Annotated in this window: 23 protein-coding genes; 7 read left to right on the forward strand and 16 right to left on the reverse strand. The window is 75.3% G+C overall.

Features of this window, described 5'->3' with window-relative positions; translation table 11 throughout:
* The first annotated feature begins 48 nt into the window (after positions 1-48).
* The 3 genes from ACIA6B_RS23000 to ACIA6B_RS23010 are packed head-to-tail and all read left to right on the forward strand — an operon-like array spanning position 49 to position 4512.
* The gene (locus tag ACIA6B_RS23000) at positions 49-2766 is read left to right on the forward strand and encodes an FtsX-like permease family protein (RefSeq protein WP_396776152.1); all 2718 of its coding nucleotides are present in this window, start codon (positions 49-51) and stop codon (positions 2764-2766) included.
* Between the two features lies 1 nt (position 2767).
* Positions 2768-3802, forward strand: a complete 1035-nt coding sequence (locus ACIA6B_RS23005) for an ABC transporter ATP-binding protein (protein ID WP_396776154.1) — start codon at positions 2768-2770, stop codon at positions 3800-3802.
* Positions 3799-4512: an ABC transporter ATP-binding protein gene (locus ACIA6B_RS23010; protein WP_396776156.1), complete on the forward strand. Its 714-nt coding sequence runs from the start codon at positions 3799-3801 to the stop codon at positions 4510-4512. The genes ACIA6B_RS23005 and ACIA6B_RS23010 overlap by 4 nt, the downstream gene beginning before the upstream one ends.
* A 10-nt stretch (positions 4513-4522) precedes the next feature.
* On the opposite strand, the gene ACIA6B_RS23015 is transcribed toward ACIA6B_RS23010, so the two are convergent.
* The gene (locus ACIA6B_RS23015; protein ID WP_396776157.1) at positions 4523-5149 is read right to left on the reverse strand and encodes a hypothetical protein; all 627 of its coding nucleotides are present in this window, start codon (positions 5147-5149) and stop codon (positions 4523-4525) included.
* An 81-nt stretch (positions 5150-5230) separates the two neighbouring features.
* Positions 5231-5683 carry a GNAT family N-acetyltransferase gene (locus ACIA6B_RS23020; RefSeq protein WP_396776159.1) on the reverse strand — a complete coding sequence of 151 codons (453 nt, stop codon included), beginning with the start codon at positions 5681-5683 and terminating at the stop codon, positions 5231-5233.
* Between the two features lie 51 nt (positions 5684-5734).
* Here ACIA6B_RS23020 and ACIA6B_RS23025 point away from each other — a divergent pair, with 51 nt between their 5' ends.
* A complete protein-coding gene (locus tag ACIA6B_RS23025) occupies positions 5735-6217 on the forward strand; it encodes a potassium channel family protein (RefSeq protein ID WP_396776161.1) in 483 nt (160 codons plus the stop codon).
* A 10-nt stretch (positions 6218-6227) separates the two neighbouring features.
* Here ACIA6B_RS23025 and ACIA6B_RS23030 read toward each other — a convergent pair whose 3' ends face one another.
* Positions 6228-7376, reverse strand: a complete 1149-nt coding sequence (locus ACIA6B_RS23030) for a helix-turn-helix domain-containing protein (RefSeq protein ID WP_396776163.1) — start codon at positions 7374-7376, stop codon at positions 6228-6230.
* 168 nt (positions 7377-7544) lie between these two features.
* On the opposite strand from ACIA6B_RS23030, the gene ACIA6B_RS23035 reads away from it, so the two are divergent.
* Positions 7545-8816, forward strand: a complete 1272-nt coding sequence (locus tag ACIA6B_RS23035; RefSeq protein WP_396776165.1) for a YncE family protein — start codon at positions 7545-7547, stop codon at positions 8814-8816.
* A 15-nt stretch (positions 8817-8831) separates the two neighbouring features.
* On the opposite strand, the gene ACIA6B_RS23040 is transcribed toward ACIA6B_RS23035, so the two are convergent.
* Both ACIA6B_RS23040 and ACIA6B_RS23045 read right to left on the reverse strand, forming a co-directional pair.
* Complete coding sequence (locus tag ACIA6B_RS23040; RefSeq protein ID WP_396776247.1) at positions 8832-10418, reverse strand: alpha/beta hydrolase; 1587 nt, start codon at positions 10416-10418, stop codon at positions 8832-8834.
* A gap of 43 nt (positions 10419-10461) precedes the next feature.
* Complete coding sequence (locus ACIA6B_RS23045; protein WP_396776166.1) at positions 10462-11574, reverse strand: ATP-dependent DNA ligase; 1113 nt, start codon at positions 11572-11574, stop codon at positions 10462-10464.
* Positions 11575-11709: 135 nt separating this feature from the next.
* Between ACIA6B_RS23045 and ACIA6B_RS23050 the strand changes: the two genes are divergently transcribed.
* Positions 11710-11922, forward strand: a complete 213-nt coding sequence (locus tag ACIA6B_RS23050; protein WP_396776168.1) for a hypothetical protein — start codon at positions 11710-11712, stop codon at positions 11920-11922.
* 28 nt (positions 11923-11950) lie between these two features.
* Here the strand turns inward: ACIA6B_RS23050 and ACIA6B_RS23055 are convergent, their stop codons facing one another.
* Complete coding sequence (locus ACIA6B_RS23055; protein ID WP_396776169.1) at positions 11951-12427, reverse strand: GNAT family N-acetyltransferase; 477 nt, start codon at positions 12425-12427, stop codon at positions 11951-11953.
* Between the two features lie 45 nt (positions 12428-12472).
* Here ACIA6B_RS23055 and ACIA6B_RS23060 point away from each other — a divergent pair, with 45 nt between their 5' ends.
* The gene (locus tag ACIA6B_RS23060) at positions 12473-13000 is read left to right on the forward strand and encodes a DUF1990 family protein (protein ID WP_233220224.1); all 528 of its coding nucleotides are present in this window, start codon (positions 12473-12475) and stop codon (positions 12998-13000) included.
* A 7-nt stretch (positions 13001-13007) separates the two neighbouring features.
* On the opposite strand, the gene ACIA6B_RS23065 is transcribed toward ACIA6B_RS23060, so the two are convergent.
* From ACIA6B_RS23065 to ACIA6B_RS23110, 10 genes are all read right to left on the reverse strand, one after another.
* A complete protein-coding gene (locus ACIA6B_RS23065) occupies positions 13008-13922 on the reverse strand; it encodes a DNA-3-methyladenine glycosylase family protein (protein WP_396776171.1) in 915 nt (304 codons plus the stop codon).
* A gap of 178 nt (positions 13923-14100) precedes the next feature.
* Complete coding sequence (locus ACIA6B_RS23070) at positions 14101-14757, reverse strand: hypothetical protein (protein WP_396776173.1); 657 nt, start codon at positions 14755-14757, stop codon at positions 14101-14103.
* Positions 14758-14966: 209 nt separating this feature from the next.
* Positions 14967-15749: an anti-sigma factor family protein gene (locus tag ACIA6B_RS23075; protein WP_396776175.1), complete on the reverse strand. Its 783-nt coding sequence runs from the start codon at positions 15747-15749 to the stop codon at positions 14967-14969.
* Entirely contained in the window at positions 15746-16447 is a 702-nt protein-coding gene (locus ACIA6B_RS23080) for a sigma-70 family RNA polymerase sigma factor (protein ID WP_107162224.1), read from the reverse strand. Before ACIA6B_RS23080 ends, ACIA6B_RS23075 begins: the two co-directional genes overlap by 4 nt.
* An 82-nt stretch (positions 16448-16529) precedes the next feature.
* Positions 16530-17387, reverse strand: a complete 858-nt coding sequence (locus ACIA6B_RS23085; protein ID WP_396776177.1) for a spermidine synthase — start codon at positions 17385-17387, stop codon at positions 16530-16532.
* On the reverse strand, positions 17387-18355 hold the full coding sequence (locus tag ACIA6B_RS23090) for a hypothetical protein (protein WP_396776179.1): 969 nt from the start codon (positions 18353-18355) through the stop codon (positions 17387-17389). The genes ACIA6B_RS23085 and ACIA6B_RS23090 overlap by 1 nt, the downstream gene beginning before the upstream one ends.
* On the reverse strand, positions 18352-20826 hold the full coding sequence (locus ACIA6B_RS23095; protein ID WP_396776181.1) for an AAA family ATPase: 2475 nt from the start codon (positions 20824-20826) through the stop codon (positions 18352-18354). Before ACIA6B_RS23095 ends, ACIA6B_RS23090 begins: the two co-directional genes overlap by 4 nt.
* Positions 20826-21974, reverse strand: coding sequence for an exonuclease SbcCD subunit D (locus ACIA6B_RS23100; protein WP_396776182.1), 1149 nt, complete (start codon positions 21972-21974; stop codon positions 20826-20828). Before ACIA6B_RS23100 ends, ACIA6B_RS23095 begins: the two co-directional genes overlap by 1 nt.
* Positions 21975-21987: 13 nt before the next feature.
* Positions 21988-23736, reverse strand: a complete 1749-nt coding sequence (locus ACIA6B_RS23105) for an ATP-binding protein (RefSeq protein WP_396776183.1) — start codon at positions 23734-23736, stop codon at positions 21988-21990.
* A gap of 304 nt (positions 23737-24040) precedes the next feature.
* The gene (locus tag ACIA6B_RS23110) at positions 24041-24808 is read right to left on the reverse strand and encodes a pyrimidine reductase family protein (RefSeq protein ID WP_396776249.1); all 768 of its coding nucleotides are present in this window, start codon (positions 24806-24808) and stop codon (positions 24041-24043) included.
* Between the last annotated feature and the right edge of the window lie 240 nt (positions 24809-25048).

A 25048-nucleotide genomic window follows, 5' to 3' on the forward strand; every position in this document is an offset into this window, starting at 1 on the left:
GAACGCAGCGCAGCGGAGTCCCGCAGTCGCGAATGAAGGTGAGCACCGATGAGGCTGCCAGGCGCCGTCGGGCGGGTCCGGGCGTACGGGGGGCAGTTCCTGCTGCTCGCCGTGCTGACCGCGGTGACCGCGCTGCTGATCACCGGCGTGCCGCGGGTCGCCGACCGGCTCACCGGCCAGGGGCTCACCGAGTACGTGGCCGGGCAGCCGGCGGCCCGGCGCGACGTCACGTACGCCACCGCGCCGGCCACGTTCACCGCCGGCGACCAGTTCGCCGCGCAGGCGACCCAGCTCGCCGCGATCGAGGACCGGATGCCCGACGCGGTCCGGGACGTCATCGGGCAGCGCTGGTACGTCGCGCAGGCCGTGCCGGGTCGGCTGCGCGGCCCGACGCTCTCCACCGACAAGGGGTTGATCGACCTCGCCCTGCGCGGCGGCACCGGGCTGCGTGAGGCGGCCACGCTGACCGGCGGGCGGTGGCCGGAACGCGGCGTCACCGAGGCCGGCGCTATCGAGGTGGCGCTGGCCGACCCGGTGGCCGCCGGGCTCGGCGTCCGCCCCGGTGACCGGTTCCGCATGTCGCTGCTCAGTCCGGACGGCAGCCCGCCCACGTCCCGCCCGGTCGAGTTGGTCGGGGTGTGGCGGCCGAACGACCCGGACGACGGGGTCTGGGACGCCCTGCCGTCGATGCTGCGACTCACCCCGCCCGAGGGGGACGGCGACCCGTTCGTGGCCGTCGCCTACACCGGTGACGCCGGCATCGACGCCGCCGTCGCCGCCGACTGGCCGGTCGCCTTCGGCTGGCGGTACCGGATCGCTCCGGACCGGCTCGCCGCCGGCCGGCTCGACGCGCTGATCGCCGGCATCGACGGGCTGGAGCGGACCCGGCCCGCCTCGGTCACGCTGACCCAGGGCGTGGACGTTCCGCTGCGCCGCTTCGCCGCCTCGCTCGCCGCCGCCCGTACGCTGCTGGCGGTCATCGCCGCCGGCCTGCTCGCCACGCTGGCCGGGCTCGCCCTGCTGGCCGCCCGGCTCGCCGCGCGTCGCCGCCGCGCCGAGTTCCACCTGATCCGGGCGCGCGGCGGCTCGACCGGCGACGTGCTGCGTCGCGGCCTGGCCGAGTCCGCCCTGGTGCTGCCGGCCGCGGCCGGAATCGGCTGGCTGCTCGCCGGCCTGCTGCCCGGCGCCGGGGCGTCGGCGCGGTGGGTGCTGGTCGCCGCGGTGCTGGCCACCCTGCTTCCGCCGCTGGCGGCGCTCGCGGTGGGCCGTCGGGTCGCCGGCCGCGCCGACCTCGGTGGCCGGTCGCCGGCGCTGCGGCTGACCGTCGAGGTGGTGGTGCTCGGGGTCGCCGCGCTCGGGGCGTTCCTGCTGCGTCGGCGGGGGCTCACGCCGGGATCGGTGGATCCGCTGCTGGTCTGTGTGCCGGTGCTGTTGGCGGTGGCCGCGGCGTTGCTGGCGCTGCGCGCGTACCCGTGGCCGTTGCGGCTGCTCAGCCGCGTGACGGCGCGGGCACGCGGCAGCGTCGCGTTCCTCGGCGCCGCCCGCGCCGGCCGGGCCGCCAGCACCGGGCCGCTGGTCGTGGTGGTGCTGGCGGTCGCCACCGCCGCGTTCTGCGGGGTGGTGGCGACCGGCATCGAAGCCGGCCGGGACACCGCCGCCGCCCGCGCCGTCCCCGGTGACCTGTTGGTCGACGGCGAGCGGTTCACGCCGGACACCACCGGTGAGTTGGCCGCGCTGCCCGGCGTCCGTGCGGTTGCCCCGCTGTTGACCGTGCGGGCCCAGCGTCCGTACGTCGACCGGGCCGGCCGGCTGGCCCCGATCCGGGAGCTGCGGGTGCTGATGGTCGACGGTGACCGGTTCACCGAGGTGGCCCGTCGTGCCGGCGTACCCGTGCGGGTGCCCGGCCCGCTGCGTGGCGGCGGCGACGGCAGCACCCCACTGCCGGCGTTGGTGTCCCCGACGGTCGCCGCGGAGCTTGCCGACGCGGGGCTGGCGGACGCCGAGGGACGCCGTCCCGCCTGGCTGGACGTGCAGGGCAACCGGCTGCCGCTGCGCGTCGCCGCCACCGTCGACGGGTTCGCGCTCGTCGACCGCGAGGCGACCCGGTTCGTGGTGCTGCCCTGGCCGAGCCTGCCGGCGGACGGCCCGCACCCGCTCGCCCCCACCGGCTTCGTGCTGGCCGGGCCCGGCGCGGACCGGGCCGAGGTGAACCGGGTGGCGACCGAGGGGCAGCGCCGCTACCTGCGGATCGGCACGGTGGAGAACGGGGACAAGGCCCGGCCGCCGCAGGTGACCACCCGCGCCGACCTTCGCGCCGAGCTGGGCGGCAGCGGCGTGAACGGGCTGCTGGTGTTCGGGTTCGTGCTCGGCGCCGGCGGCGGCGCGGTGCTGGGCCTGCTCGGGCTCGCGTTCGCGGTGCTCGCCGGCGCCCGGTCCCGGGGACAGGTGCTGTCCCGGCTGCGCACCATGGGCCTGTCCCGACGGCAGTGGCGCGGTCTGTTGCTGGTCGAGCTGACGCCGCTGGTGCTGGTGTCGGTGCTCACCGGGGCGGTGGTCGGCGCGCTGCTGCCGCTGCTGCTCACCCCGGTGCTCGGACTGCCCGCGTTCACCGGCGGGGTGACCGTGCGTCCGGCGTTCGAACCCGGCCTGGTGGCCGGGGTGTCCGCCCTGGCCCTGCTGGCCCTCGGCTTCGCGATCACCGTGGAGGCCGTGAACAACCGCCGGATGCGCCTCGGCGAGGTGCTGCGGCTCGGAGAGGAGAGCTGAGATGACCGCGACCGCCTCCGGCTCGGCGCGTCCGGCGCCGCGCCACGATCCCGGACCGCCGACGGCCGTGCCGGACCTGGCCGCCCTGCAACAGCGTGCCGCGGAGCGCGCCGCCGAACGGGCCGGCGGACGGGACCGGCTGCGCGGGCACATCGTCTGCGACGGGCTGGTGCGCATCTTCAAGACCGAGGGCGTCGAGGTGGTCGCACTCCAGGGCCTCGACCTGGTCATCGACCGCGGCGAGCTGGTCGCGATCGTGGGCGCCTCCGGCTCCGGCAAGTCCACCCTGCTCAACATCCTGTCCGGGTTGGACACCCCGACCGCCGGCATCGCCCGGGTCGCCGAGTACGACCTGCTCGCCCTCTCCAACCGGAAGCGGCTGGCGTACCGGCGGGACATGGTCGGCTTCATCTGGCAGCAGACCGGCCGCAACCTGCTGCCGTACCTGACCGCGGTGGAGAACGTGGAGTTGCCGATGCGCCTGGCCCGGCGGTCCGGCGGCCGGCGGGACCGGCGGGAGCGGGCCCGCCGGCTGCTCGACCTGGTCGGGGTCGGCTACTGCGCGGACCGTCGGCCGGGCCAGATGAGCGGCGGCGAGCAGCAGCGGTGCGCGGTGGCCGTGGCGGTGGCCAACGACCCGGAGATCCTCTTCGCCGACGAGCCGACCGGCGAGCTGGACGAGGCTACCGGTGCGGAGGTCTTCGCCGCGCTGCGCACCATCAACGCCGAGCTGGGCGTGACCATCGTGGTGGTCACCCACGACCACGCCGTGTCCGGCCAGGTCCGCCGGACCGTCGCCATCCGCGACGGCCGGACCGCCTCCGAGGTACGCCGGACCGCGCGGGTCACCGCCGACGGCGGCACCGAGCTGGTCAGCGAGGAGTACGCGGTGCTCGACCGGACCGGCCGGATGCAGTTGCCGGCGCCGTTCGTGGAGGCGCTGGCCCTGCGCGACCGGGTCCGGCTGGACCTGGAACCCGACCACGTCGAGGTCCGCCCGGGCGACCGGACGTACGCCGAGGAGAACGAGCGATGACCGACCAGGCTGTGGTGCTGCCGGCGACGCCGGTCGAGGACGTGGTCCGGGTCGTGGGGGTGAGCCGTACGTTCGGCCGGGGGGAGCACGCCGTGCACGCCGTACGGGACGTCTCGCTCACCGCCGGCCGGGGGGAGCTGGTCGCCGTGCGCGGCCGGTCCGGGGCCGGCAAGACCACGCTGCTGAACATGATCGGTGGCCTGGACCGGCCGGACGCCGGCCGGATCGAGGTGGCCGGGCACGACGTGACGTCGGCGGGGGAGCGGGAACTGCTGGCGCTGCGCCGGGGCACCGTCGGTTTCGTCTTCCAGACGTTCGGTCTGGTGCCGATCCTGTCCGCGGCGGAGAACGTCGGGGTGCCGCTGCGGCTGGCCAAGGTGCCGGCGGCGGAGCGGGAGCAGCGGGTGGCGGTGCTGCTGGAGCTGGTCGGGCTGGGCGCGCACGCGGCGCAGCGCCCGTACGAGTTGTCCGGCGGCCAGCAGCAGCGGGTGGCGGTGGCCCGGGCGTTGGCGAACGAGCCGGACCTGCTCATCGCCGACGAGCCGACCGGTCAGCTCGACTCCGAGACCGGCCGCTCGATCATGGACCTGATCCGTGCCGTGGTGCACGCCCGGGGCATGACCGCGCTTGTCGCCACGCACGATCCGGCGCTGATCGAGCTGGCCGACCGAACCCTGGTGCTGCGTGACGGCCACCTGGTGACCGACTGAGTCGAGCCCCTCACCCCTGTCGCGCAGATTCACGGAAAGCGTGGTCATTCGGGCCCGGATGGCCACGCTTTCCGTGAATCAGGGCGCGAAGGTGTCGGGGGGCGTGGGGTGTGCGGCGGTGGTGGTAGGACCAGGTGACGGCCAGCAGCAGGGGGCCCCAGAGCACCAGCGGGGCGTAACAGCCGACCAGGAGCGCGAAGCCACCGGTCGGCAACCCCAGGTCGTTGCCGTGCAGCAGCGCGCCCCACATCGCGTACCCCCAGATCGCGGTGAGCGCGACGGCGCCGGCGGTGGCGGCGGTGACCGCCAACGGCGGCGGCACCCGCCGGCCGCCGAGCCACGGGAGCCGGCGGGGGAACACCTCGCCCCACGGGCGGACCAGGCCCAGCGCGAGCAGCGCCAACCCCTCCGAGACGAGGCTGAGCGCGACGATGTAGACGCTTTCGCCGAACCCGGGCCGGATCGGGACGCCGGCCACCACGGCGCCGATCGGCAGACCGGCCACCAGCGCGATCCGCCACAACCCGGACGGGAGCACGACGAGCGGGATCAGGTGGGCGGCGCGGACCGCCCACCGTGGCGGCGGGTGGCCGTCGCGGGGGTGGACGGCAGGCGGGGACAGCGTGTCGGCGGGCATCGGACCTCCTCGGCGGTGGATGCCCCCAGCCTGGTCTGCGGCCGGCCGCGTTGCCTCCCCCGACGGCGGGAGCCGAGCCCCCTACAGGGCCAGCTTCATCCCCTCGTGGCTGGCCACGAAGCCCAGGTCACGGTAGAAGCGGTGGGCGTCGGCGCGCCGCTTGTCGGTGGTGAGCTGCGCCAGCGCGCAGCCCCGCTCGCGGGCCCGGTCGATCGCCCAGCGCATCATCGACCGGCCCAACCCCCGGCCGCGCCGGTCGGAGCGAACCCGCACGGCTTCGATCAGCGCACGCTCCGCGCCGTGCCGGCCCAGCCCCGGGATGTACGTGAGCTGGAAGCAGCCGACCACCTCGCCACCGTCGTCGGCGACGATCAGGTGGTTGCGCGGGTCGGCGTCCAGATCGGCGAACGCCCGCTCGTACGCGGCGTCGACCTCGGGCCGGTCGCGGGTGCGGCCCAGCACGTCGTCGGCGAGCAGGGCCAGCACGTCGGGCAGGTCGGCGCGGACCGCCTCCCGGAAGATCACCTCGGTCATCCGACAAGCGTGGCACAGCGACGGGTGGCGATGGCCGTGCAGCATGACGCCATGGATCTTCTGCTGCTGCCGTTCCGCTGGATCTACCGGGGGCTGGTCTGGTTCGCCAACTCGCCCCGGACGCTGATCACCTCGTACCTGTTGATGATCGTGGTGGCCGGGGTGCTCTACAGCCACGCCGAGCACAAGGGCGCGGCCGACTCGGTCTGGTGGGCGGTGGTGACCGCCTCCACCGTCGGGTACGGCGACATCTCCCCGACCACGTTCGCCGGCCGGTTCCTCGCCGCGCTGCTCATCTCCACCATGGTGCTGCTGGTCATCCCGCTGATCACCGCGCACTTCGCCAGCCGGCTCATCGTCGACGACGACGCGTTCGAGCACGCCGAGCAGGAGGAGCTGAAGGCCGACGTCCGGCGGCTGCGGGCGCTGGTGGAGGAGATGGCCGCCCGGCAGGGCGTCGTGCTGCCCGAACCGCCCCGCCCGACGCCCGAGACCGGTCCCGGTGGGCCCCGGGTCCGGCGCCGCCGCCGGTGAGGCCGGTGGGTCAGCACCCGTCCAGCCAGCTCCGCAGCGCCCACCACCAGTGCACGGTCTGCGGCACCGTGCACCGCGCGCCCTCCTCGACCGGCGGTCCGCCGGTCACCTCCCGGAGTCGGCGCAGCCGGTACCGCACCGTGTTCGGGTGCACGTGCAACGCCGCCGCGGTCTGGTCCAGCCGCTGGCCGTGATCCAGCCAGGCGAGCGCCGTGGTGGCCAACTCGCGATGGAACTCGTCGGTCGGGTCGAGCGCGCCGAGCAACGCGTCCCGCAGCAGCCCGGCCAGTGCCGGCTGGGCGGCCAGCGCGGTCTCCCCGGCCAGGTCGGTCACCCGACGCAGGCCGCGCAGCCGGCGACGCGTCGCGGTGCGCAGCGCCGCCAGGCAGAGCGCGTACATGGTCGGGGCCCGCTCCAGCGGTTGCGCGGGCGCCACCAGCGCCAGCAGGCCGGCCGGGGCGGCGTCGGGCAGCCGGGGGAGCAGGCCGGCCAGCCGGTCCTCGACGGTGCCGACCAGGCCGCCGTGCCGGGTGAGCTGCCGGTGCAGGGTGTACGACCGCACCGGGTCGGGCTGCGCGGTGACCAGGCAGTGGTAGCGCCCGTCCGGCCGTAACCCGAAGCGGGCCAGCTCGGCCGGGGCCGCGCCGGCCGGCCCGTCGAGCAGCAGCCGGCGCAGCAGTCGCGCCCGGACCGCCGCGCCGGCGCCGGCCAGTTCCCGCTCGGCGGCGCGGTGCCCGTCCACCACCGCCCGCTCCACCGCGGCGGCGTACCGGCCGATGACGAGCAGCCCCTCCAGCAGCACCTGGTCCGGGATGCCGGCGGCCCGGCCGTGCCGGACCACCAGCTCCACCGCCCGGTCCCGGCCGGCCTGGACGCCGCGCAGCAGGCCGGCGACGGAGATGCCCTGCGCCGCCCGGTCCGCGCCCAGCCGGCGGGCCTCGGTGAAGTCCCGCCCGGCCGGGTCCTCGTGCCGTTCCAGCGCGCCGAGCCCGCTGGTCAGCAGCAGGACCACCTGGCGGCGGACCTCGCCGGCCGGCAGGCGGGCCACCTCCGGGGAGTCCGCGCGGGCGGCCCGGGCCACCTCCTCCACGGCGGCCGGGTCGCCGGCCAGGTCGCGCAGCAGCGCGCCGAACGTGGGGGCGTCTCCGGTCCGGGTCATCGGCGCCCGCTTCCCGTTGTCGTCGCGGCACAACCGGGCCGGTCGGGCGTTGGCGTCCGGTTCCTAGCCGCCGTGGCCGGCCGGTTGCTCTCCTGGTTGTTACCGCAAGGTAACACCGATCGAGCCACCGAGAAACGTCGATGTCCCACCGGCCGTCAGGAGGCGTCCATGACCCCCGTGCCACCCCGCCCGTCCCGATCCCGCCGTCGCGCGGGCCTCGCCGCGCTGGCCGCGCTCGCGCTGGCCCTGCCGACGCCGCTGGCCGCCATGCCCACGCCCGCCGCCGCGGCCGTCGCGCTCCAGGAGGTGATGTTCGTCGGCAACAACTGGGACGGCACCGCCGACGTCATCCGCTCCCGCGGCGACTACGCGAAGCTCGGCCGGATCAACGTGATCCCGGACCGGGAGGCGCGGCTGCGCGAGATCTACCTCAACCCGATCAAGCTGGCCTACTTCCTCGGCATCCGGCAGGGGCCGGGGGAGGGGCACGACCAGTTCGTCGACGACATGTACACCACGCCGGACGGCGCCGCGCTCGTCGCGTCCCGGCCCAGCTTCGCCGACGTGGTCTCGATCGACCTGGCAACCGGCGCGGTCCGCTGGCGGTTCCCGGTCTCCGGCTACCGCGCCGACCACATGGCCGTGTCGCCGGACGGCACCCGGGTCGCGGTCTCCGCCTCCACCTCCAACACGGTGCACGTGCTGGACATCCGCACCGGAGCGCAACTCGGCTCGTTCGGCGCCGGCGACAAGCCGCACGAGAACATCTTCACCCGCGACAATCGACTGTGGAACATGTCCATCGGCGAGGTCGACACCGCCCTGGACGCGCCCTGGCTCGACTGGACCAAGGGCGATCGCCGGATCACCGTCGCCGACGCCACCACCTACCAGGTGGTCAAGGTGATCGACATGCGGGAGCGGCTGGACGCCGCCGGCCGCCGCGACCTCTCCGACGCCGTCCGCCCGGCGGTGTTCACCCCGGACGGCAGCCGGCTCTACTTCCAGGTGTCCTTCTTCAACGGCCTGGTCGAGTACGACGTGGCCGCCGACCGGGTCACCCGGGTCGCCACGCTGCCGAAGAACCCGGCCACCAGCGACGACCGCACCACCTGGGTGAACGACTCCCGGCACCACGGGCTGTCGGTCAGCCCGGACGGCTCGCGGCTCTGCGTCGCCGGCACCATGGACGACTACGCGACGGTGGTGGACCGGGCCACGCTGCTGCCGGGGACGCTGGTGCCGGCCAGCAAGCCGTACTGGGCCACGGTCAGCGGGGACGGCCGGGACTGCGTGATCTCCGAATCCGGCGCCGACCAGGTCACCGCCATCAACTTCGCCACCGGGCAGAAGGTGGCAAGCGTCGGAGTCGGGGACCACCCGCAGCGGGTCCGCATCGGGCACCTGCCGGTCGACTGGACGCCCCCGGCCGCCGGCTGACCGGCCGCCGCACCGTCACCGGGCGGGGCAGCGCAGCCCCTCCCGGGGGACGGTGAGCGAGATCAGGTACGCGTCGACGGCCGCGTTCACGCACGCGGTCTGCGGGTACGCGGTGTGCCCCTCGCCCTCCCAGGTGAGCACCCGGCCGACGCCCAGCATCGAGGCCAGCGCCCCGGTCTGTTCGTACGGCGTGGCCGGGTCGCCGGTGGTGCCGACCACCAGGATCGGCGGCGCGCCGACCGCCCGCCCGGTCGGGTACGGGTCCCGCGCGCCCGGCCACTCCACGCAGCCGAGCATCCCCACCGCCAACGCCGGGCCGAACAGCGGATATTTCTGCCGCCACTGCGACTGCAACGACCGGACCTGCTCCCGGGTCGGCTTCTCGGTCTCGTCGGCGCAGTTCACCGCCAGGTTGGCGTCGAACAGGTTGGAGTAGCGCCCGTTGTCCTCGCGACCGGCGTACGCGTCGGCGAGCTTGAACACGCCCGCCGGGTCGCCGCCCTGGAGGTCGTCGATCGCGCGGGCCAGCTCCTGCCAGCCCTGCTCGGTGTAGAGCGACGAGATCACCGCGTAGAAGACCCAGCCGGCGGTGGCCTCCCGGCCGCCCGCGCCACGGACCGGGGAGGCGTTGGCCTTGTCGATCGCGGCGGTGACCGCGCCGCGGGCGTCCGGCGCGATCGGGCAGCGGCCGGCGTTCGCCGCGCACCACGCGGAGAAGTTGTCGAACGCCCGCTCGAAGCCCCTGGCCTGGCTCTCCGAGCCGGCGACGAGCTGCTGCCGGGGGTCGACCGCCCCGTCGAGCACCAGCGCGCGCACCCGCTGCGGGTAGAGCTGGGCGTAGGTCGCGCCGAGCAGCGTGCCGTAGGAGTAGCCGAGGTAGCTCAACTTCTCGTCGCCGACCGCCGCGCGCACCGCGTCCATGTCCCGCGCCGCCTGCTCGGTGCCGTAGAGCGGGAGCTGGTCGGCGTACTTCGCGCCGCACCGCTGACCGATGCGCCGGTTGAGGTCGACGAAGCCGTCGAACGACGCCTGGCTCTCCGGGTCGGGGTCGTAACCGAAACTGGCGTCCAGGTCGGCGTCCGGAATGCACTTCACCGGGCTGGACCGGGCCACCCCGCGCGGGTCGAAGCCGACGATGTCGAACCGTTCGGTGACCGCCGTCGGCAGCCCGCCGAACGCCGGGCCGAAGGAGAGGTAGACGGCGGTGTCCACACCGGACGCCCCGGGGCCGCCCGGATTGACCACCAGCGAACCGATCCGGTCGCGCTGCTTGGTGGACCGGGCCCGGATCAGCGCGATCTCGAACGTCTCGCCGGTCCCCGGCCCCGCCGTCGCGCCGGTGGCTGCCCCGGCGCCCCAGTTGCGGGGCACCGCGATCCGGGTGCACTCGTAGCGCATGTCGGGCGCGCCCCGGCCGACCAGCTCACCCGGCACCTCGGGGCAGGCCCGCCAGGTGGGCGCGCTGCCGGGAGGGGCCGCCTCGACCGCGCCCCCGCTCTCGGCGCGCGGCGCGAACGCCGGCAGCGTGCAACCGGCGGTGAGCACCAGCGCCGCGACGAACGCGGCCAGCGCGGGCCGGACCCGGCGGGGCCGGTCGGTCAGACGGGTCACGTGGGCGCCTTCCATGATCGGGTCGACCGCCAGGCTACGCCCGGCCGCGGGTGTCGCTCACCGTCGCCGCCGGATCCCCGCGCAGCACCTCGTCGACGTCGTAGCGGATCGGGCGGTCGAGCTGGCCGTAGCCGCACGAGCGGGGATCCCGGTCGGGACGCCAGCGGAGGAACCGGGCGGTGTGCCGCAGCCGGTCGCCCTCCATCGCGTCGTAGGCGACCTCGACCACCAGCTCGGGGCGTAACGGCTCCCACTCCAGGTTCTTGCCGCCGGTCCACCGGCTCACCCCACCCGGGATGCGCTGGCCCCGTTCGTGGTCGCCGTGCGCCCACGGGTGCTCGTCGCCGACCTCGCGGTAGGGCTCCAGCTCGTCGAGCAGCTCCTTGCGCCGGGCCATGGTGAACGAGGAGCTGACGCCGATGTGGTGCAGCACCCCGTCGTCGTCGTAGAGCCCCAGCAGCAGCGAGCCGACCACCGGGCCGGACTTGTGCCAGCGGAAACCGGCCACCACCGCGTCCGCGGTGCGGGCGTGCTTGACCTTGAACATCAACCGCTTGCCCGGCTCGTACGGCAGGTCGGCCGGCTTGATGATGAGCCCGTCCAGGCCGGCGCCCTCGAACACCTCGAACCAGCGCCGGGCGGTGGCCGGGTCGGTGGTCACCTGCGTCACGTGCACCGGCGGCCGGACCCCGGCCAGGGCCTGCTCCAGCCGCTCCCGGCGCTGCGGGTAGGGCAGGTCGGTGAGCAGCTCGTCGTCGAGCGCCAGCAGGTCGAACGCGACGAAGTCGGCGGGCGTGGTCTCGGCCAGCATGGTCACCCGGGACTTGGCCGGATGGATCCGCTGGGCCAGCAGCTCGAAGTCGAGCCGCGGCTGCCCGTCGGGACCGTCCCGCCGGATCACGATCAGCTCGCCGTCGATCGCGCACCGGCGCGGGAGCTGGCGGCGTGCCTGCTCGACCACCTCGGGGAAGTAACGGGTCATCGACTTGCCGCCGCGACTGGCCAGCTCGACCTCGTCGCCGTCGCGGAAGACGATGCAGCGGAAGCCGTCCCACTTCGGCTCGTAGGTCAGGCCGGGATCGGTGGGCAGTTCGGCCAGGCTCTTGGCGAGCATCGGCTCGACCGGCGGGTTGATCGGCAGGTCCACGGCGACCAGTCAACCAGACCCCGCCGACACCCGTGAGCCATCTCACCGCCGCCCCGGGTGCGGCGTGTCCCGTCGCGAGCCCTTCGTCACCCGCGACCGGATGGCGAAACCGCAGGTCAGAGCTACCGTCGCGGCGTGCCGGAGTGGAGCTGCGGATGCTGCGGTCGCTGGCGGGTCAGTGTGGAACTGGTCCGGGGGCGGTACCGCTACCGTCTCGTGCACCGCTACCCGGCGTCGCACGGCGGCGGCGCGAACGTCGTCGGCGAGGTGGGCTCCGTGGCCGAGTTGGAGCGCCTGCTCCGGCGGTACGCGCCGGTCGGCCTGGCCGACCTCCACGAGGCCGCCTGACCCCGCGCCGGCCGCGGAGCACAGGCACTCAGCCGGCGCTGACCTTCTCCAGGAACGCCAACCGGTTGCCGTTCTCGTCCGGCCGGTGCGCCACCACCCGGTAGCCGCGCCGGGCGTACAGGCCCAGGTTGTCCGCGCTCTGCGCGCCGGTGAACAAACTGAACCGCGCCACCCGGCCGGCGCAGGCGTGCTCCACCGCGGCCAGCAGCCGCCCGCCGATGCCGCGTCCCTGCTGGTCCGGGGCGACCGCCAGGCGGCCGACGTGGGCGGTGTCGCCGTCGAGGCGGGCCCGCACCGAGCCGACCAGGCGGGTTCCGCGCCGGGCGGCGAGCACCACGACCGGGCCGGCCAGCGCCGCCCGGACCTCGTCCAGCGTCTCGGTCAGCGGGGGCAGGAACACGTCCCGGTACCGCTGCGCCTCCACCAGGTACGCGGCACGCTGCACGGTGAGGATCTCACCGGCGTCCGCGACGACGGCGGGGGCGATGGTCACGTCGTCGGTCACCGGGTCAGCTCACCACATCCGCCCCGGGCGGTCGTACCCTGGCTGGTGTCCCCGCGCGAGGAGGTGGCCGACGTGCCCGAGTTGACGTACCCCGAGGTGGGCGCGACCCGCGACGGTGGCCGGCCGGCCGGCTACCACCACCTGCGCCACCGGGTCCGGCTGCCGGACGGCGCGTTTCCGGTCGCGGCGGACGCGGTGCTCGGCTGGCGGCTGCACCGCGCCGCCGGCGTGGTGATGCGCGCCGACGCGCCGCGCGCCGCGCCCGGGGTGCGGGTCACGCCGGGGCTGGGCGTCGGGCCGGCGCGGATCTGGGGGCCGACCGAGGTGGTCTGGGCCGTGGACGAGCCGGACCGGGCCGGCTTCGGCTACGGCACGCTGCCCGGGCACCCGGAGATCGGCGAGGAGGCGTTCCTGGTCACCCGCGACGCGGACGGGACCTGGTTCGAGGTGACCGCGTTCAGCCGACCGGCCCACTGGTACGTGCGTGCCGCCGGGCCGGTCACCCGGGGCTTCCAGCTCGGGTACGCGTGGTGGCTGGGCCGGACGCTGCGTCGGCTCTGCGCCGGGCGGTGATCGCCGCTCAGTAACGGGCGAACGAGCGGATCGGGGCGCGCGGGCCGTACTTCGGCGCCTGCACGCCGGCGGCCTCCAGCAGCACGCACACCCGCCCCCGGTGGCCCCGGAACGGCTCCAGCAGTGCCAGCATCCGGGCGTCGTCGCCGCGCGGCTCGCCGGCCAGCGCCCAGGCCACCGTGTTCGGCACGTGGTAGTCGCCGACGCTCACCGCGTCCGGGTCCCCGTACGCGATCCGGACCACCTCGGCGGCGGTCCACGGCCCGATGCCGGGGATCGCGGTGAGCCGGCGGGTCGCCTCCGCGGCGTCCGCGCAGCGTTCCAGCCGGTCCGCGACGGCGGCGGCGCGGCGCAGCGTGTCGGCCCGCCGCTGCTCCACCCCGAACGGGTGGAACACCCAGTACGGCGTGGCGGCCACCGCGTCCGGCGTCGGCGGCAGCAGCAGCGGTTGCAGCGGCCCCGGCGCCGGCTCGCGGAAGTGCCGCACGGTCGCCGCGTACGCCCGGTACGCCTCCTTGCCGGTGACCTTCTGCTCGAAGACGGCCCGCAGCAGCCGGGGGAACACCTGGCCGGTGGCCGGCATCCGCAACCCGTGGTGCTGGTGGGCCAGCCGGGCCACCAGCGGGTGCGTGGCGGCCAGCGCGGCGAAGCCGGTCAGGTCGTCGGCCAGCCCGGCCACCCGGTCGGCGCGGTCGACCACCCACGCCGCGCCCGGGCCGTACCCCTCGGCGACCAGCTCGCCGGCCTCGGGGCGCAGCGCCAGCGTGGCCGGACCGTCCGGGGTGCGGGTGGCCCACCAGAAGGTGCCGGCGGCGATCCGCGCGCACGGGTCGTACGGGCTGAAGGTCAACGCCCGCACCGAGGCGGCCAGCCGGTAGCCGGCCGGGGGGCGCAGCGGACGGCGGGCGGCGGGCGAGGTCACCCCGCCACTCTGCCACGCGGCTCCGCCGTGACGACGGACACCGCCGGGCACCCTCGGGCGCGAGGCGGTGGGTCGGTGCCGGGAGGCGGGGCGATGCCGGTACGCCCCGCCTCCCGGGTCCACGACGGTGACCGGCCGCGCCCTCCCCGGCGGCGGCCGGTCACCGTGTCCGGTGCGGTCAGTACGAGTAGTCCGAGCCGCCGCCCGAGTCGCCGGAGCCGCCCGACGCCGGCGGGGCGACCGGCTTCGGGGTGCCGGTCGGCAGGCAGGTCAGGTTCTTCTTGCCGTTCGGGTCCACGACGAACCAGGTGCCGCCGACGCCCTGGCCCTTCCACTGGCCCGGCTTCTTGTCCCCGATGTAGCGGTAGACCGGCCAGTCCCCGATGGTGATCTGCCGGGTGCCGTCCTGGCGGGTGACGGTGCCGACCTTGTCGTCGGAGACGCCCTGGAGCTGCGGGTTGCCGTCGGTCAGCGCCGGCGGCCAGACCTCGGCGCACTTGTCCACGCAGTTGGACTGCGCCGGGTTCGACGAGTCCTTGTCGAACCGGTACAGCACCCAGCCGTCCTGGTCGGTGACGACCTTGCCCATCCGGGGCAGCTTCTTGCCGACCAGCTCGTCGGTGAGTTTCACGTCCGACGGGGGCGCCTGGTCGGCGGCGGGCGTCTCCGGGGGGGCCGACGCCTCCGGCTCGGCCGCCGCGGTGGGTTCGGCCGCGGCGACGGCGACCGGCTCCGCCGCGCTCGAGTTCGCCCCGTCGTAGCCTGCGGGGGCGCAGGCCGTAAGTGCGACCATCGCGCTCGCGACGATGACGGTCGTCCGCATGTGGTGTGCCACGTGCCCTCCTCGTTCTTGGCAGTTCGCCGGGTAGTACGGGCCACGGTGCTGTCAAGGTTGAAGTCAAAAGGGTGGGCCATTTCACAGTGGACGGATTGAACCGATCCGGACCGCGGCCCGTGCGCCACCACGACGGGGCGGAACGGTTCGGAAACGACACGACGGCGCCGGACGGCAGTGGCCGTCCGGCGCCGTCGGCGCGGTGGGGTTCAGAGGTCGGAGACGGTCACCAACGGGCTCGCCACGCCGTTGACGTCCACGGACTGCACCTGGACCTTCTCGATGTCGGCAAGTGGCGCCGAGGTCGACGCGCTCAGCTCCAGCGCGAGCGGGTTCTGGTTGGTGCCGTAGCCGCCGCCCGGCACCGACCAGGTGCCCACCACCTCGCTCGTGGCGTTCTTGCGGGTCACCACCAGCCGGCAGGTGCGCGGTCCGGGCAGCCGGCTGAGCTGCACGGCGATCTGCGTGCCGTACTCCTTCTTCGCCAGCCACATCGTGGTCGTCACGCCGGTGCCCGGATCGGTGGCGTTGTGCTCGTCGCCCTCGATGTCCTTCTCGCCGCCGACGCCCGGCCGGTTCGGATCGGTCGGCTCGCTGCTCGGCGCCGCGGTCGGCACGCTCTGCGTCGGCCCGGCCTGCGGCGTCTGCGGCGGGTCGTCGCCGAGGAACCCGGCCGCGACGCCGCTCAGGCCGCCGAACACCACCACGGCCGCCGCGGTGGCCAGCAACTGCCGGACCCGGGTACGCCGCCGGTCCCGTCGTACCGCCACCAGCGTCCGGTCCAGCAGCGCCGGATCGGTGTGGGTCTGCTCCAACGCGGCCATCGCCTCGCCGTCGATGCCGGAGAGCAGCCCCACCACCGGGACCATCGTCTCCAGCTCGGCCGCGCACGCCCAGCAGGTGGCCAGGTGCTCCTCGAACCGTTCCATGTCCTGCGGATCCAGCACGCCCAGCGCGTACGCGGCGACGTCCATGTGGTCGGCCCGGCTCATTCCGTCACCCCCCTCTCCTGCAGAGCCGTGCGCAGCGCGCGCAGCGCGTAGTAGACCCGGGACTTCGCGGTGCCCAGCGGCAGGCCCAGCTCCTCCGCCGCCTCCGGCACCGTCCGACCCCGGAAGTACGTCGCCACCAGGATCTCCCGGTGCGACTGGCTGAGCGTACGCAGCGCGTCCGCCACGGTCATCGTGCGCAGCACCCGGTCGGTGCTGTCCGACTCGGCGAACGCGGTCAGGTCCCGGTCGTACGTCTCCGCCGGGCGGGCCTGTTCGCTGCGGTGCTCGTCGATGGCGATCCGCCGGGCCACCGTGACCAGCCAGGGCCGCAGCGAGCCCTGACCACCCTGCACGCCGAGGCGGTGCGCGTTGCGCCAGGCCCGCAGCAGCGTCTCCTGCACGATGTCCTCGGCGCGCTGCCGGTCCCCGCCGGTCAGTCGCATCACGAACATCAGCAGCGGGCCGGCGTGCTCCGCGTAGAGCAGCCGGATCAACTGGTCGGAGTGGCTGGCCTCGGCGGAGGTCGCCTGGTGGCGTCCGGGAGCGGGTCGAGGCGGCACCGGGTCATTCTGGCGATCGGCGGGACGGGCGTCGACCCCCCGACCCGAACGCGACGCGCGGGAGTGTGGCTGCGCCCGGGCGAACATCCACTCGGGCCGCGCCACCTCGCCGTGCCAGCCGGCCGCCACCGCATGCATGCAGACCTCCGGTGTCCAATGACATCAGCCGGCCCCCCACGGGCATGGCCGCCCGGTGATACGCAGCGCCCCGCCGAACGGATCAACGTTTGACGGAAAAAATTCCCGGTGGCGGCGGGGTGGAGTCCACCGCGTCCGCGTCGGAGACCACCGGGACGCCGCCGGCGAACCGGTCCAGCTCGTCGCCGGCCACCACCCGGCCCGGGAACCAGTCGCCGGCCGCGCGCCGGGAAAGCTCCGGCACCGGCGGTTCCACCCGGGACGCCACCAGCACCAGGTTGCCGTACCGCCGGCCGCGTAGCACCGCCGCGTCGCCCACCAGGCAGGCCCGGGGCAGCACGGTCCGCACGGTGGCGACCTGCCCACGGGCGTGCCGCAGCGGCGGGCCGTCGGCGACGTTCGCCAGGTAGCAGCCGTCCGGCGCCAGCACCCGGGCCACCTCGGCGGCGAACTCCACCGAGGTCAGGTGCGCCGGGGTGCGGGCGCCGGCGAAGACGTCCGCGACGATCACGTCGTACCCGCCGTCCCGGCTGGACGACAGCGTGGCGCGGGCGTCGGCCACCCGCACCCGCAACCGGGGATCGGCCGGCCAGGGCAGCTCCCGCCGGACCAACTCCACCAGCGCGCCGTCCACCTCCGACACCCGCTGCGTGGAACCGGGCCGGGTGGCCCGCACGTACCGGGGCAGCGTCAGCGCGCCGCCGCCCAGGTGCAGCACCCGCAACGGCGCGCCGGCGGGCGCGACCAGGTCGATCGCGGCGGCCAGCCGCCGGACGTACTCGAACTCCAGGTGCGTCGGATCGGTCAGGTCCACGTGCGACTGCGGGGCGCCGTCCAGCAGCAGCGTCCACGAGCCGGGACGGTCCCGGTCCGGCACCAGCTCGGCCTGCCCGGTGTCGACGTCCGCCACCACCCGGTCGGCGTCCCGTCGCCGGCCCATCAGCGCCGCATCCCACGCGCCGCCGCGGTGAGCACCCGGTGCAGCAGCCGCGCGTCGCCGAGCATCCCGCGCAGCTTGCGCTCCAACCCGGCGATCGGCACCAGGTTCTGCGGGGCCCGGGGGTCCTTGTACGGGGTGGACGCGAACCGGGGCAGCGTGACCAGGGACAGGTCGGCCAGCGCGACCGCCTCCGGCACGGTCAGCTCGGCCGAGCACTCCATCCGGACGATGCCCGCCCACGGCGCACCGGCGGCCACCGGCAGTCGCAGATACCACGACCAGCCGCCCCACGCGGTGCCCAGCCGGAACACCGGGCAGCGCTGGCCCGGCGCCAGCCCGGTCACCACCGCGGTCAGCCGGGCGTCGAGATACTGGCTGTGCTGGGTCTTGATGTAACCCAGGGTGCGGGGGAGGTTCCGGCGGCTGCGCAGCGGACCGTCCACCACCAGCAGGTCACCGTCGGCGCGGACCGCGTCCGAGACGGCCACCTCCAGCGCGGTCAGCGGGCCCTGCACCGCGGCCGGCAGCTTGCTCAGCTCGCCGGTGCCGCCGACCCGGTGCACCGGATAGCGGACCGAGCCGGCCACCACCTCCTGCGCCGACGGGCTGGCGGTGAACAACCCCCGGCCCACCCGGGCGCCGGCCAGTTCGGCGGCGCCCCGGTCCAGGTCGCAGCGGACCACCCCGGCCGCGTACGAGGCGGCGATGCCGGGGAACGAGCCGCCGTCCTCCTCGGCGGTCCAGACGCTGGCGTCGATCCGCCGGACGCCGTCGACGAGCAGCACCACGTCCGGCGACCGCACCCCGGGACGGGGATCGATCGCCCGCCAGTCGGTGACCGGCAGTTCGACGTCGGCCTCCACCTGGGCGCTGCTCGGCGTCGCCGGCCCGGTCCCGCCGGCCGACTCGAACGACGCCCCGTACGCCGGGTCCCACGAGTCGACGAAGAACCGGGCGCCTCCGCTCACAGGCCGGTCCGCTCGATGCGGGCGGTGCGGGCGTCCTTGCGGACCTCGAAGCGGACCGGGATCCGCTCGGCCAGCGCCGGCACGTGGGTGACCACCCCGACCATCCGGTCGCCCCGGGCGGCCAGGTTCTCCAACGTGGCGGCGACCGTGTCCAGCGTGGCCGCGTCCAGCGTGCCGAAGCCCTCGTCCAGCACGATCGACTCCAGGCTCGCCGCGCTCGTCGACATGCCCGCCAACTGCTCCGACAACGCCAGCGCCAGCGCCAGCGACGCCTGGAACGTCTCCCCGCCGGACAGCGTCCGCACCCCGCGCCGCAGCCCGGCGTCGTGGTGGTCGACCACGAAGAACTCACCCTTGTCGTGCACCAGGTCGTACTGCCCGCCGGACAGCTCCCGCAGGATCCGCGACGCGCCGTCGACCAGCAGGTCCAGCGCCTCGGTGAGCAGCCAGCGCTCGAAGTTGTTGGCCCGCAGGTGGCTCGCGAGCGCGCGGGCCACCCGCGCCTGCCGCTCGTGGCCGGCCCGCTGCTCCCGCAGCTCGGTCGCCTGCTCGCGACGCTCGGTGAGCCGACGCGACTCCGCCTCGGCCCGCTCCACCGCCACCGCGGCGTCGCGCAGCGGATCGTCCGGCGCATCCAGCCCGGCGGCGGTGAACAACGCGCCGATCCGGTCGGACACCTCGGCCGCCGCCCGCCGGGCCGCGTCCACCGACCCGGCCAACCCGCCCCGGTCGGCCCGTCGCCGGTCGGCCTGCTCGCCCGCCCACCCGGCCAGCGCCGTCCAGGCCGACGCCACGTCGTCCCGGTCGGCGGCCGGGGGGCCGAACCGGGCCAGCCCGTCCCGCACCGCGTCGAAGTCGCGCCACGCCCGGCGCAGCCGGTCCTGCGCGCCGTCGAGCGTGCCCCGTGCCCGCCGGGCGGCCTCCCGGCCGGCCCGCACCGCGCCACCCGCCTCGTCCAACGCCGTCCGGAGCCGGGCGTGCTCGGCCAGCGACCGGCGCAACGCCTCCGGCGCGGCGGCGTCCGCGAGCTGCCCGTCCAGCTCGGCCAGCCGCGCGGCGAGCCCGTCCTGCTCGGCCCGGACGCGCAGCAGCACCCGGTCCAGGTCACGGGCGGCGGCGTCGCGCTCGGCCACCACCCGCTTCGCGGCGTCGCTGGCCGCCCGCGCCGCCTTGCCGGCCGCGAGCGCCCGGCTCACCGCGGAACCCTTCGGCACCGCCGGCACGGCGAGGACCACCTGCTCGCACACCGGGCACGGCGCGCCGTCGACCAGGTGCGCCCGCAGCGCCACCGCCTGGTCGGCGGCCTTCGCCTCGTCGTGCGCCCGGAACGCCGCCTCCAGCTCGACCTCGGCCCGCTCGGCGGCGGCCCGCGCCGCGTCCAGCGCCGCGACCGCGGTGTCGTGCTCGGTCCGCGCCGCGTCGACCGCCGCGCGGACCGTCGCCGCCTCGCCGGTCAACCGCTCCCGGTCGGCGTACGCCCGCAGCAGCAGGCGCGCCGCGCTCTCGTCGCCGGCCGCGGCCAGCTCGCCGCGCAGCTTCTCCTCGCGCTCCTCGGCCAGCCCGACCGCCGCGGTCGCCTCGTCGACGGCCACCCGGGCCGCGGCCACCGCGCGGGCCAGCTCGGCGGTGCCGTCCGGCGGCCGGACCCCGGCCAGCACGCCCAGCTCGGCGTCGAGCGCGGCCAGCGCCGCGGCCCGCTCACCGGCCGTGGCCCGGGCCCGTTCCAGCTCCGGTACGGCCGCCGCGACCGCCCCGGCCAGCTCCCGCACCGCCTCGACCCGCCCCTGGGCGTCGGCCAGCCGCGCGTCGTCCACGTCGGCGAGACCGCCGAGCACCTTATCGACCGTCTCCAGCTTCGCCTCGGCCTGCCCGGCGCGCTCGACCGCCTTCTTCTGCACGTCCTCGTAGACGCCCAGCCCGAGCAGGTTCACCAGGATCTGCTGCCGGGTGGCCGGCTTCGCGTGCAGGAAGTCGGCGAACTGCCCCTGCGGCAGCACCACGCACGAGGTGAACTGCTCGTACGGCAGCCCGACCGCGTCCAGCACGGCCTGCTCCATCTCGGCCGGCGTGCCGGCCACCACGTCGCCCAGATCCTCCGGGCTGAGCCCGGTGTCCAGCTTGGTCACGTCGAATCCGGGTGGCATGAGCTGGAGCCCGGCGTTGGCCGTCTTCACCGTGCCCCGGCCGTCGCGGCGGACCACCCGGGTGGCGACGTACCGGTCGCCGGCGGACTCGAAGACCAGCCGGACCCGCGCCTCGGCGGCCGACGGGGCCAGCGCGTTGGCCAGCCCACGCGTGCCGCCCCAGCGCGGCACCGTGCCGTAGAGCGCGAAGCAGATCGCGTCGAGCACCGTCGACTTGCCCGAACCGGTCGGCCCGACCAGCGCGAAGAAGTCGGCGTCGGTGAAGTCGACGGTGGTCTCCTCGCGGAACACGGTGAAGCCGGCCATGTCCAGCCGCATCGGCCGCATCAGTGCTCCACCTCCTCGAGCAGCTCGTCGAAGAGTTCCCGTACGCCGTCGTCGGCGTGACCCCGGCTGCCCAGGTAGTCGGCGAACAGCTCACGCGGCGAGCGGCCGGCCCGCTGGGCGGTGCGGGCGCCGCTGCCCGGTGTCGGCATCAGCTCCGGGTCGATCCGGATCTCCAGCGCGCGGGGGAGCAGCTCCTGGACCTCCTCGCGCAGCCCGGCCCGGGGTTGCTCCCGGACGAAGACCCGCAGCCAGCCGTCCGGCGGCTCGATCTCGGCGAGCTGCGCGAGGGTGCCCCGCACCGTGCGCAGCGGCACCGCGCCGGGCACCGGCACCTCCCGGATCCGGGCGGCGGTGGTGGCGGTGACCTCCACGATCGTCACCGAGCCGACGTTCTCCTGCTCGCCGAAGTCGACCGCCAGCGGGCTGCCGCTGTAGCGGATCGGGCAGGGGCCGATCACCCGCTGGGAGCGGTGCAGGTGGCCCAGCGCCACGTAGTGCGCGTTGCCCGGGAAGACGGTCGCCGGCACCGCGTAGCCGAGCACGGTGTGCGCGTCCCGCTCGCCGCCGCCGGTGCTCGCCCCGACCACGGTGAGGTGCGCGGTGACCAGGTGCACCCGGTCCGGCTCGGTGAACCCCTCGGCCAGCTTGTCGAGCACCCGGCCGAGATGGTCGGCGTAGGTCTGGTTCGCCTCGGCCGGGGTGAGCGCGTACATCTCCACCGCGCGGACCGCGTAGCGCTGGGACAAAAACGGCAGCGCGGCCACCCGCCACCGCTCGCCGTCGCGGGTCACCCCGTCGACGACGTGCTCGGCCGGATTCTCCCGCACGCTGCCGCGCAGCGTGATCCCGGCGGCGTCGGCCCACGGGCGCAGCGCGTCGAGCGCCGCGCCGTTGTCGTGGTTGCCGCCGATCGCCAGCACGTCGGCGCCGGTGCGGCGCAACGCGGTCAGCGCGCGGGTGACCAGCCGGGTCGCCTCCGGCGTCGGCGCGGCGGTGTCGTAGAGGTCACCGGCGACGATCACCAGGTCGGGCCGCTCCTCGCGGGCGATGTCGATCACCTGGGCGAGGACCTGCGTGTGCTCCTCGGCCCGGGACTGCCCCTTGAGGACCTTGCCGACGTGCCAGTCGGAGGTGTGCAGGATCTTCATGGTGGGTCGCCGCCTAGAACGGGATGTCGTCGTCGGAGGTGCCGGAGCCGACCACCGCGAACGGGTCGGCGGCCTGCGTGATCGACCGTAGCGTCTCCGACGGGGCGCGGCCCGCCTCGGAGACCCGGGTGGCCCACGCCGGGAACGGGAACTCCAGGCAGAGCGGCACCGGAATGTCCGGCTGGTTGACGAACATGGTGCCGGGCTTGGCCAGCAGCGCCCGCTGGCGTTGGGCGGGCGGCAGGAAGCCGTACTCCGGGCGGGACGCCTCGGCCGGGTCGAGCCGGCCGACCACCCGGATCGCCGAGTTGGTGACGATCCGCCGCTCCACCTCGCTCGCGGTCTGCTGCGCGCCGACCAGGATCACCCCCAGTGAGCGACCCCGCTCGGCGATGTCGAGCAGCACCTCCTTGATCGGGGAGGAGCCCTCGCGGGGCGCGTACTTGTTCAACTCGTCGAGCACGACGAAGAGCAACGGCTTGGCGGTGCCGGCCTTCTCCTTGCGCTCGAACTCGCTCTTGAGCGTCACGCCGACCACGAAGCGCTGCGCGCGGTCCGGCAGGTTGTGCAGGTCGACCACGGTGACCTGGGCGCTCTCCGCGGTGTTGATCGAGTGCGGGCGGCGGGTGGCCAGGTCACCGCGGATCAGCCGGCCCAGGTCCTTCTTGCTGCCGATGAGCCGGCGGGCGAACGCGTTGACAGTGCCCAGGCCGACCGCGCTGCCGGCCCAGTCGCCCCGGGTCTCGTCGTCGTTGAGCTGCTCGACCACGTGGTCGACCAGGTCGGCGTAGGAGCCGAGGCGGACCCCGTCGATGCTCACCCCGCCGTCGGCGGGCTGGGCGTACCGGGCCAGGTGGGCGGCGACCGAGTGGACCACCATGGTGTATTGCTGGCGCTCGTCGTCGGCGTCGGCGAACACGTAGGGCAGCAGCCGGTCGGCGCAGAACTCGCTCAGCGTCCAGTAGAAGCTGTCCACGCCGGTGAGCCGGCTGCTCACGTCCGGCGTGCCGGAGGAGTCACCGACCCGGGGCGGGGCGTACACCCGCACGTCGGGGAACGCGCCGGCGTCCAGACCGAGCTTCGCGTACGCCGCCCGGGTCGGGTCGTCCAGCCGGGTGTTCGGGTGGTCGAGGAAGAGCAGGTCCTCGCCCTTGACGTTGAAGATCAGCGCCTTGGCGTTGACCGCGTCGCCGCCGAGCACGCCGGAGCGGAACACCGAGTAGAGCAGGAAGGTGGCGAAGCTGGTCTTGGTGGCGACGCCGGAGATGCCGGAGATGGAGACGTGCGCGCCCCGGGTGCCGTCGAGGAAGTCGGCGTTGAGGTAGACCGGCACGCCGTCGCGGCCCATCCCCATCGGGATCCGCCGCTCCATCCGGTCGAAGTGCAGCGCCCGGGCCCGGGCGTCACCCTCGGCCCGGTGCACCACCGCGCCCGGCGTGGGCGGGACGTAGAACTCCGGATCGACCCGGGTGGTGGTGATCTCGGCGGCCTCCTGCACCTGCGCCGGCAGCGTGCCGTCGGCGATGGCGAAGACGTCGGAGTCGAACTGCGCCCCCTCGTGCCGGGCGCGCACCTGGGTCACCACGCCGGCGATGGTCACCGGCTCCCGGTCGGGCAGCTCGCGTCGGGTCACCACCACGTCGTCGAGTTGCAGGTAGCTCCCCGGGGCGACGGCCGTCCAGAAGGTGAGCGGAGTGGCGTCGGCGGTGCCGAGCACCCGGCCGACCCCCTCGCCGGGGCCGTCGAACTGGTCGTCGGTCATCGGCGGTCTCCGGTCGGCTGGTCGTCGGATTGGCGGCGCACGTCCTGCATCCTGCCCGAGGGATGCGACAGGTTGCCACGCGACGCGTCGGACGCCACGCCGGCCGGTCGCCGGGCGGATCGGGGCGAACACGGTACGTGCGATTCCGCTCCCGAGGCGCCCCTCGGGCCGGCCGACTGCGCGCTGATTCACGGAAAGCGGGCCTGTCCCGGGCGAGATAAGGACTCTTTCCGTGAATCAGCGCGCAGTCGGCGGGGGTGGGGGTGGGCGCGCGGGGCGGGGGGCGGGGGTGGGGTGGGGTGGCTCAGGTGGGCGGCGGGTCGGCCGGGTCGCGGGCGTAGCGCAGCATCAGCACGCCGTCGGCGGCGGCCAGTACGTGCCGCAGTGGCAGGTGGCGTGCGGTGCTGCCGGGTCCGGCGGTGATCCGGCCGGGGCCGGCGCCGGCGAGCAGTGGCGCCACGGTGAGGCACAGCTCGTCGACCAGGTCGGCGGCGGTGAGCGCGCCGAACAGGTGCGGGCCGCCCTCGCAGAGCACCTGGCCCAGCCCGCGTCGGCGCAGCTCGGCCAGCCCGGCGGTCAGGTCGACGTGGTCGGTGCCGCAGCGGATCAGGTCGGCGACCTCGGTGAGCCCGGTCGGTGGCACGGCGCCGGAGCGGGTGAGCACCAGCGGCCGGACCGGGGCGTCGGCGAAGCAGCCCTGCGCCGGGTCGAGGTCGAGCGAGCCGGAGACCACCACCAGCGTCGGGAACTCGGCCAGACCCCGCTCGCGGCGCCAGGCGCGGCGGTCGGCGCTCAGCCGGACCGCGCCGTAGCCCTCGTGCCGCAGCGTGCCGGCGGCCACCAGCAGGCCGTCGCAGAGCATCCGCAGCAGCCCGAAGACGCGCTTGTCCGGCTCGCCGGAGAGCCCGGCGGAATAGTCGTCCAGGGTGACCGCGCCGTCCGCGCTGGCGACGAAGTTGACCCGCAGGTGCGGCTGCGTCGCCCGGTCGTAGAGCGCGGTGAGCTGCGGGTCGGTGAGCGGACCGGTGCCGGGTGCGGGCCAGACCCGTGCGATCGGGGTGCCGCCGCTCATTCGCCGGCCGGCCCGGTGACCGGCGGCGTGGGCCCGGGTGCGCGGTGTTGGCAGTCGCACCACGTCCGGCCACGGCAGTCGCGGTGCCGCCGCTCCCGGCAGGCTCGGCAGATCATGCTGGCAGCCTATGCCGCGCCGGGACGGCGGAGCGCACGCGGTAACGAAATGGGAACGCTCCCAGCGGCCTATTGACACCCCTGTTACCTGCCGGCAATCTCATGGGAGCGCTCCCGGCAGTGG

It is taken from the genome of Micromonospora sp. NPDC051141 (assembly GCF_044455765.1).
Taxonomy (GTDB): domain Bacteria; phylum Actinomycetota; class Actinomycetes; order Mycobacteriales; family Micromonosporaceae; genus Micromonospora.

Coding starts and splice junctions, on each gene's coding strand:
- ACIA6B_RS23000 (WP_396776152.1), top strand. CDS start 49: ATGAGGCTGCCAGGCGCCGTCGGGCGGGTCCGGGCGTACGGGGGGCAG.
- ACIA6B_RS23005 (WP_396776154.1), top strand. CDS start 2,768: ATGACCGCGACCGCCTCCGGCTCGGCGCGTCCGGCGCCGCGCCACGAT.
- ACIA6B_RS23010 (WP_396776156.1), top strand. CDS start 3,799: ATGACCGACCAGGCTGTGGTGCTGCCGGCGACGCCGGTCGAGGACGTG.
- ACIA6B_RS23015 (WP_396776157.1), bottom strand. CDS start 5,149: ATGCCCGCCGACACGCTGTCCCCGCCTGCCGTCCACCCCCGCGACGGC.
- ACIA6B_RS23020 (WP_396776159.1), bottom strand. CDS start 5,683: ATGACCGAGGTGATCTTCCGGGAGGCGGTCCGCGCCGACCTGCCCGAC.
- ACIA6B_RS23025 (WP_396776161.1), top strand. CDS start 5,735: ATGGATCTTCTGCTGCTGCCGTTCCGCTGGATCTACCGGGGGCTGGTC.
- ACIA6B_RS23030 (WP_396776163.1), bottom strand. CDS start 7,376: ATGACCCGGACCGGAGACGCCCCCACGTTCGGCGCGCTGCTGCGCGAC.
- ACIA6B_RS23035 (WP_396776165.1), top strand. CDS start 7,545: ATGACCCCCGTGCCACCCCGCCCGTCCCGATCCCGCCGTCGCGCGGGC.
- ACIA6B_RS23075 (WP_396776175.1), bottom strand. CDS start 15,749: ATGAGCCGGGCCGACCACATGGACGTCGCCGCGTACGCGCTGGGCGTG.
- ACIA6B_RS23080 (WP_107162224.1), bottom strand. CDS start 16,447: ATGCATGCGGTGGCGGCCGGCTGGCACGGCGAGGTGGCGCGGCCCGAG.
- ACIA6B_RS23085 (WP_396776177.1), bottom strand. CDS start 17,387: ATGGGCCGGCGACGGGACGCCGACCGGGTGGTGGCGGACGTCGACACC.
- ACIA6B_RS23095 (WP_396776181.1), bottom strand. CDS start 20,826: ATGCGGCCGATGCGGCTGGACATGGCCGGCTTCACCGTGTTCCGCGAG.
- ACIA6B_RS23100 (WP_396776182.1), bottom strand. CDS start 21,974: ATGAAGATCCTGCACACCTCCGACTGGCACGTCGGCAAGGTCCTCAAG.
- ACIA6B_RS23105 (WP_396776183.1), bottom strand. CDS start 23,736: ATGACCGACGACCAGTTCGACGGCCCCGGCGAGGGGGTCGGCCGGGTG.
- ACIA6B_RS23110 (WP_396776249.1), bottom strand. CDS start 24,808: ATGAGCGGCGGCACCCCGATCGCACGGGTCTGGCCCGCACCCGGCACC.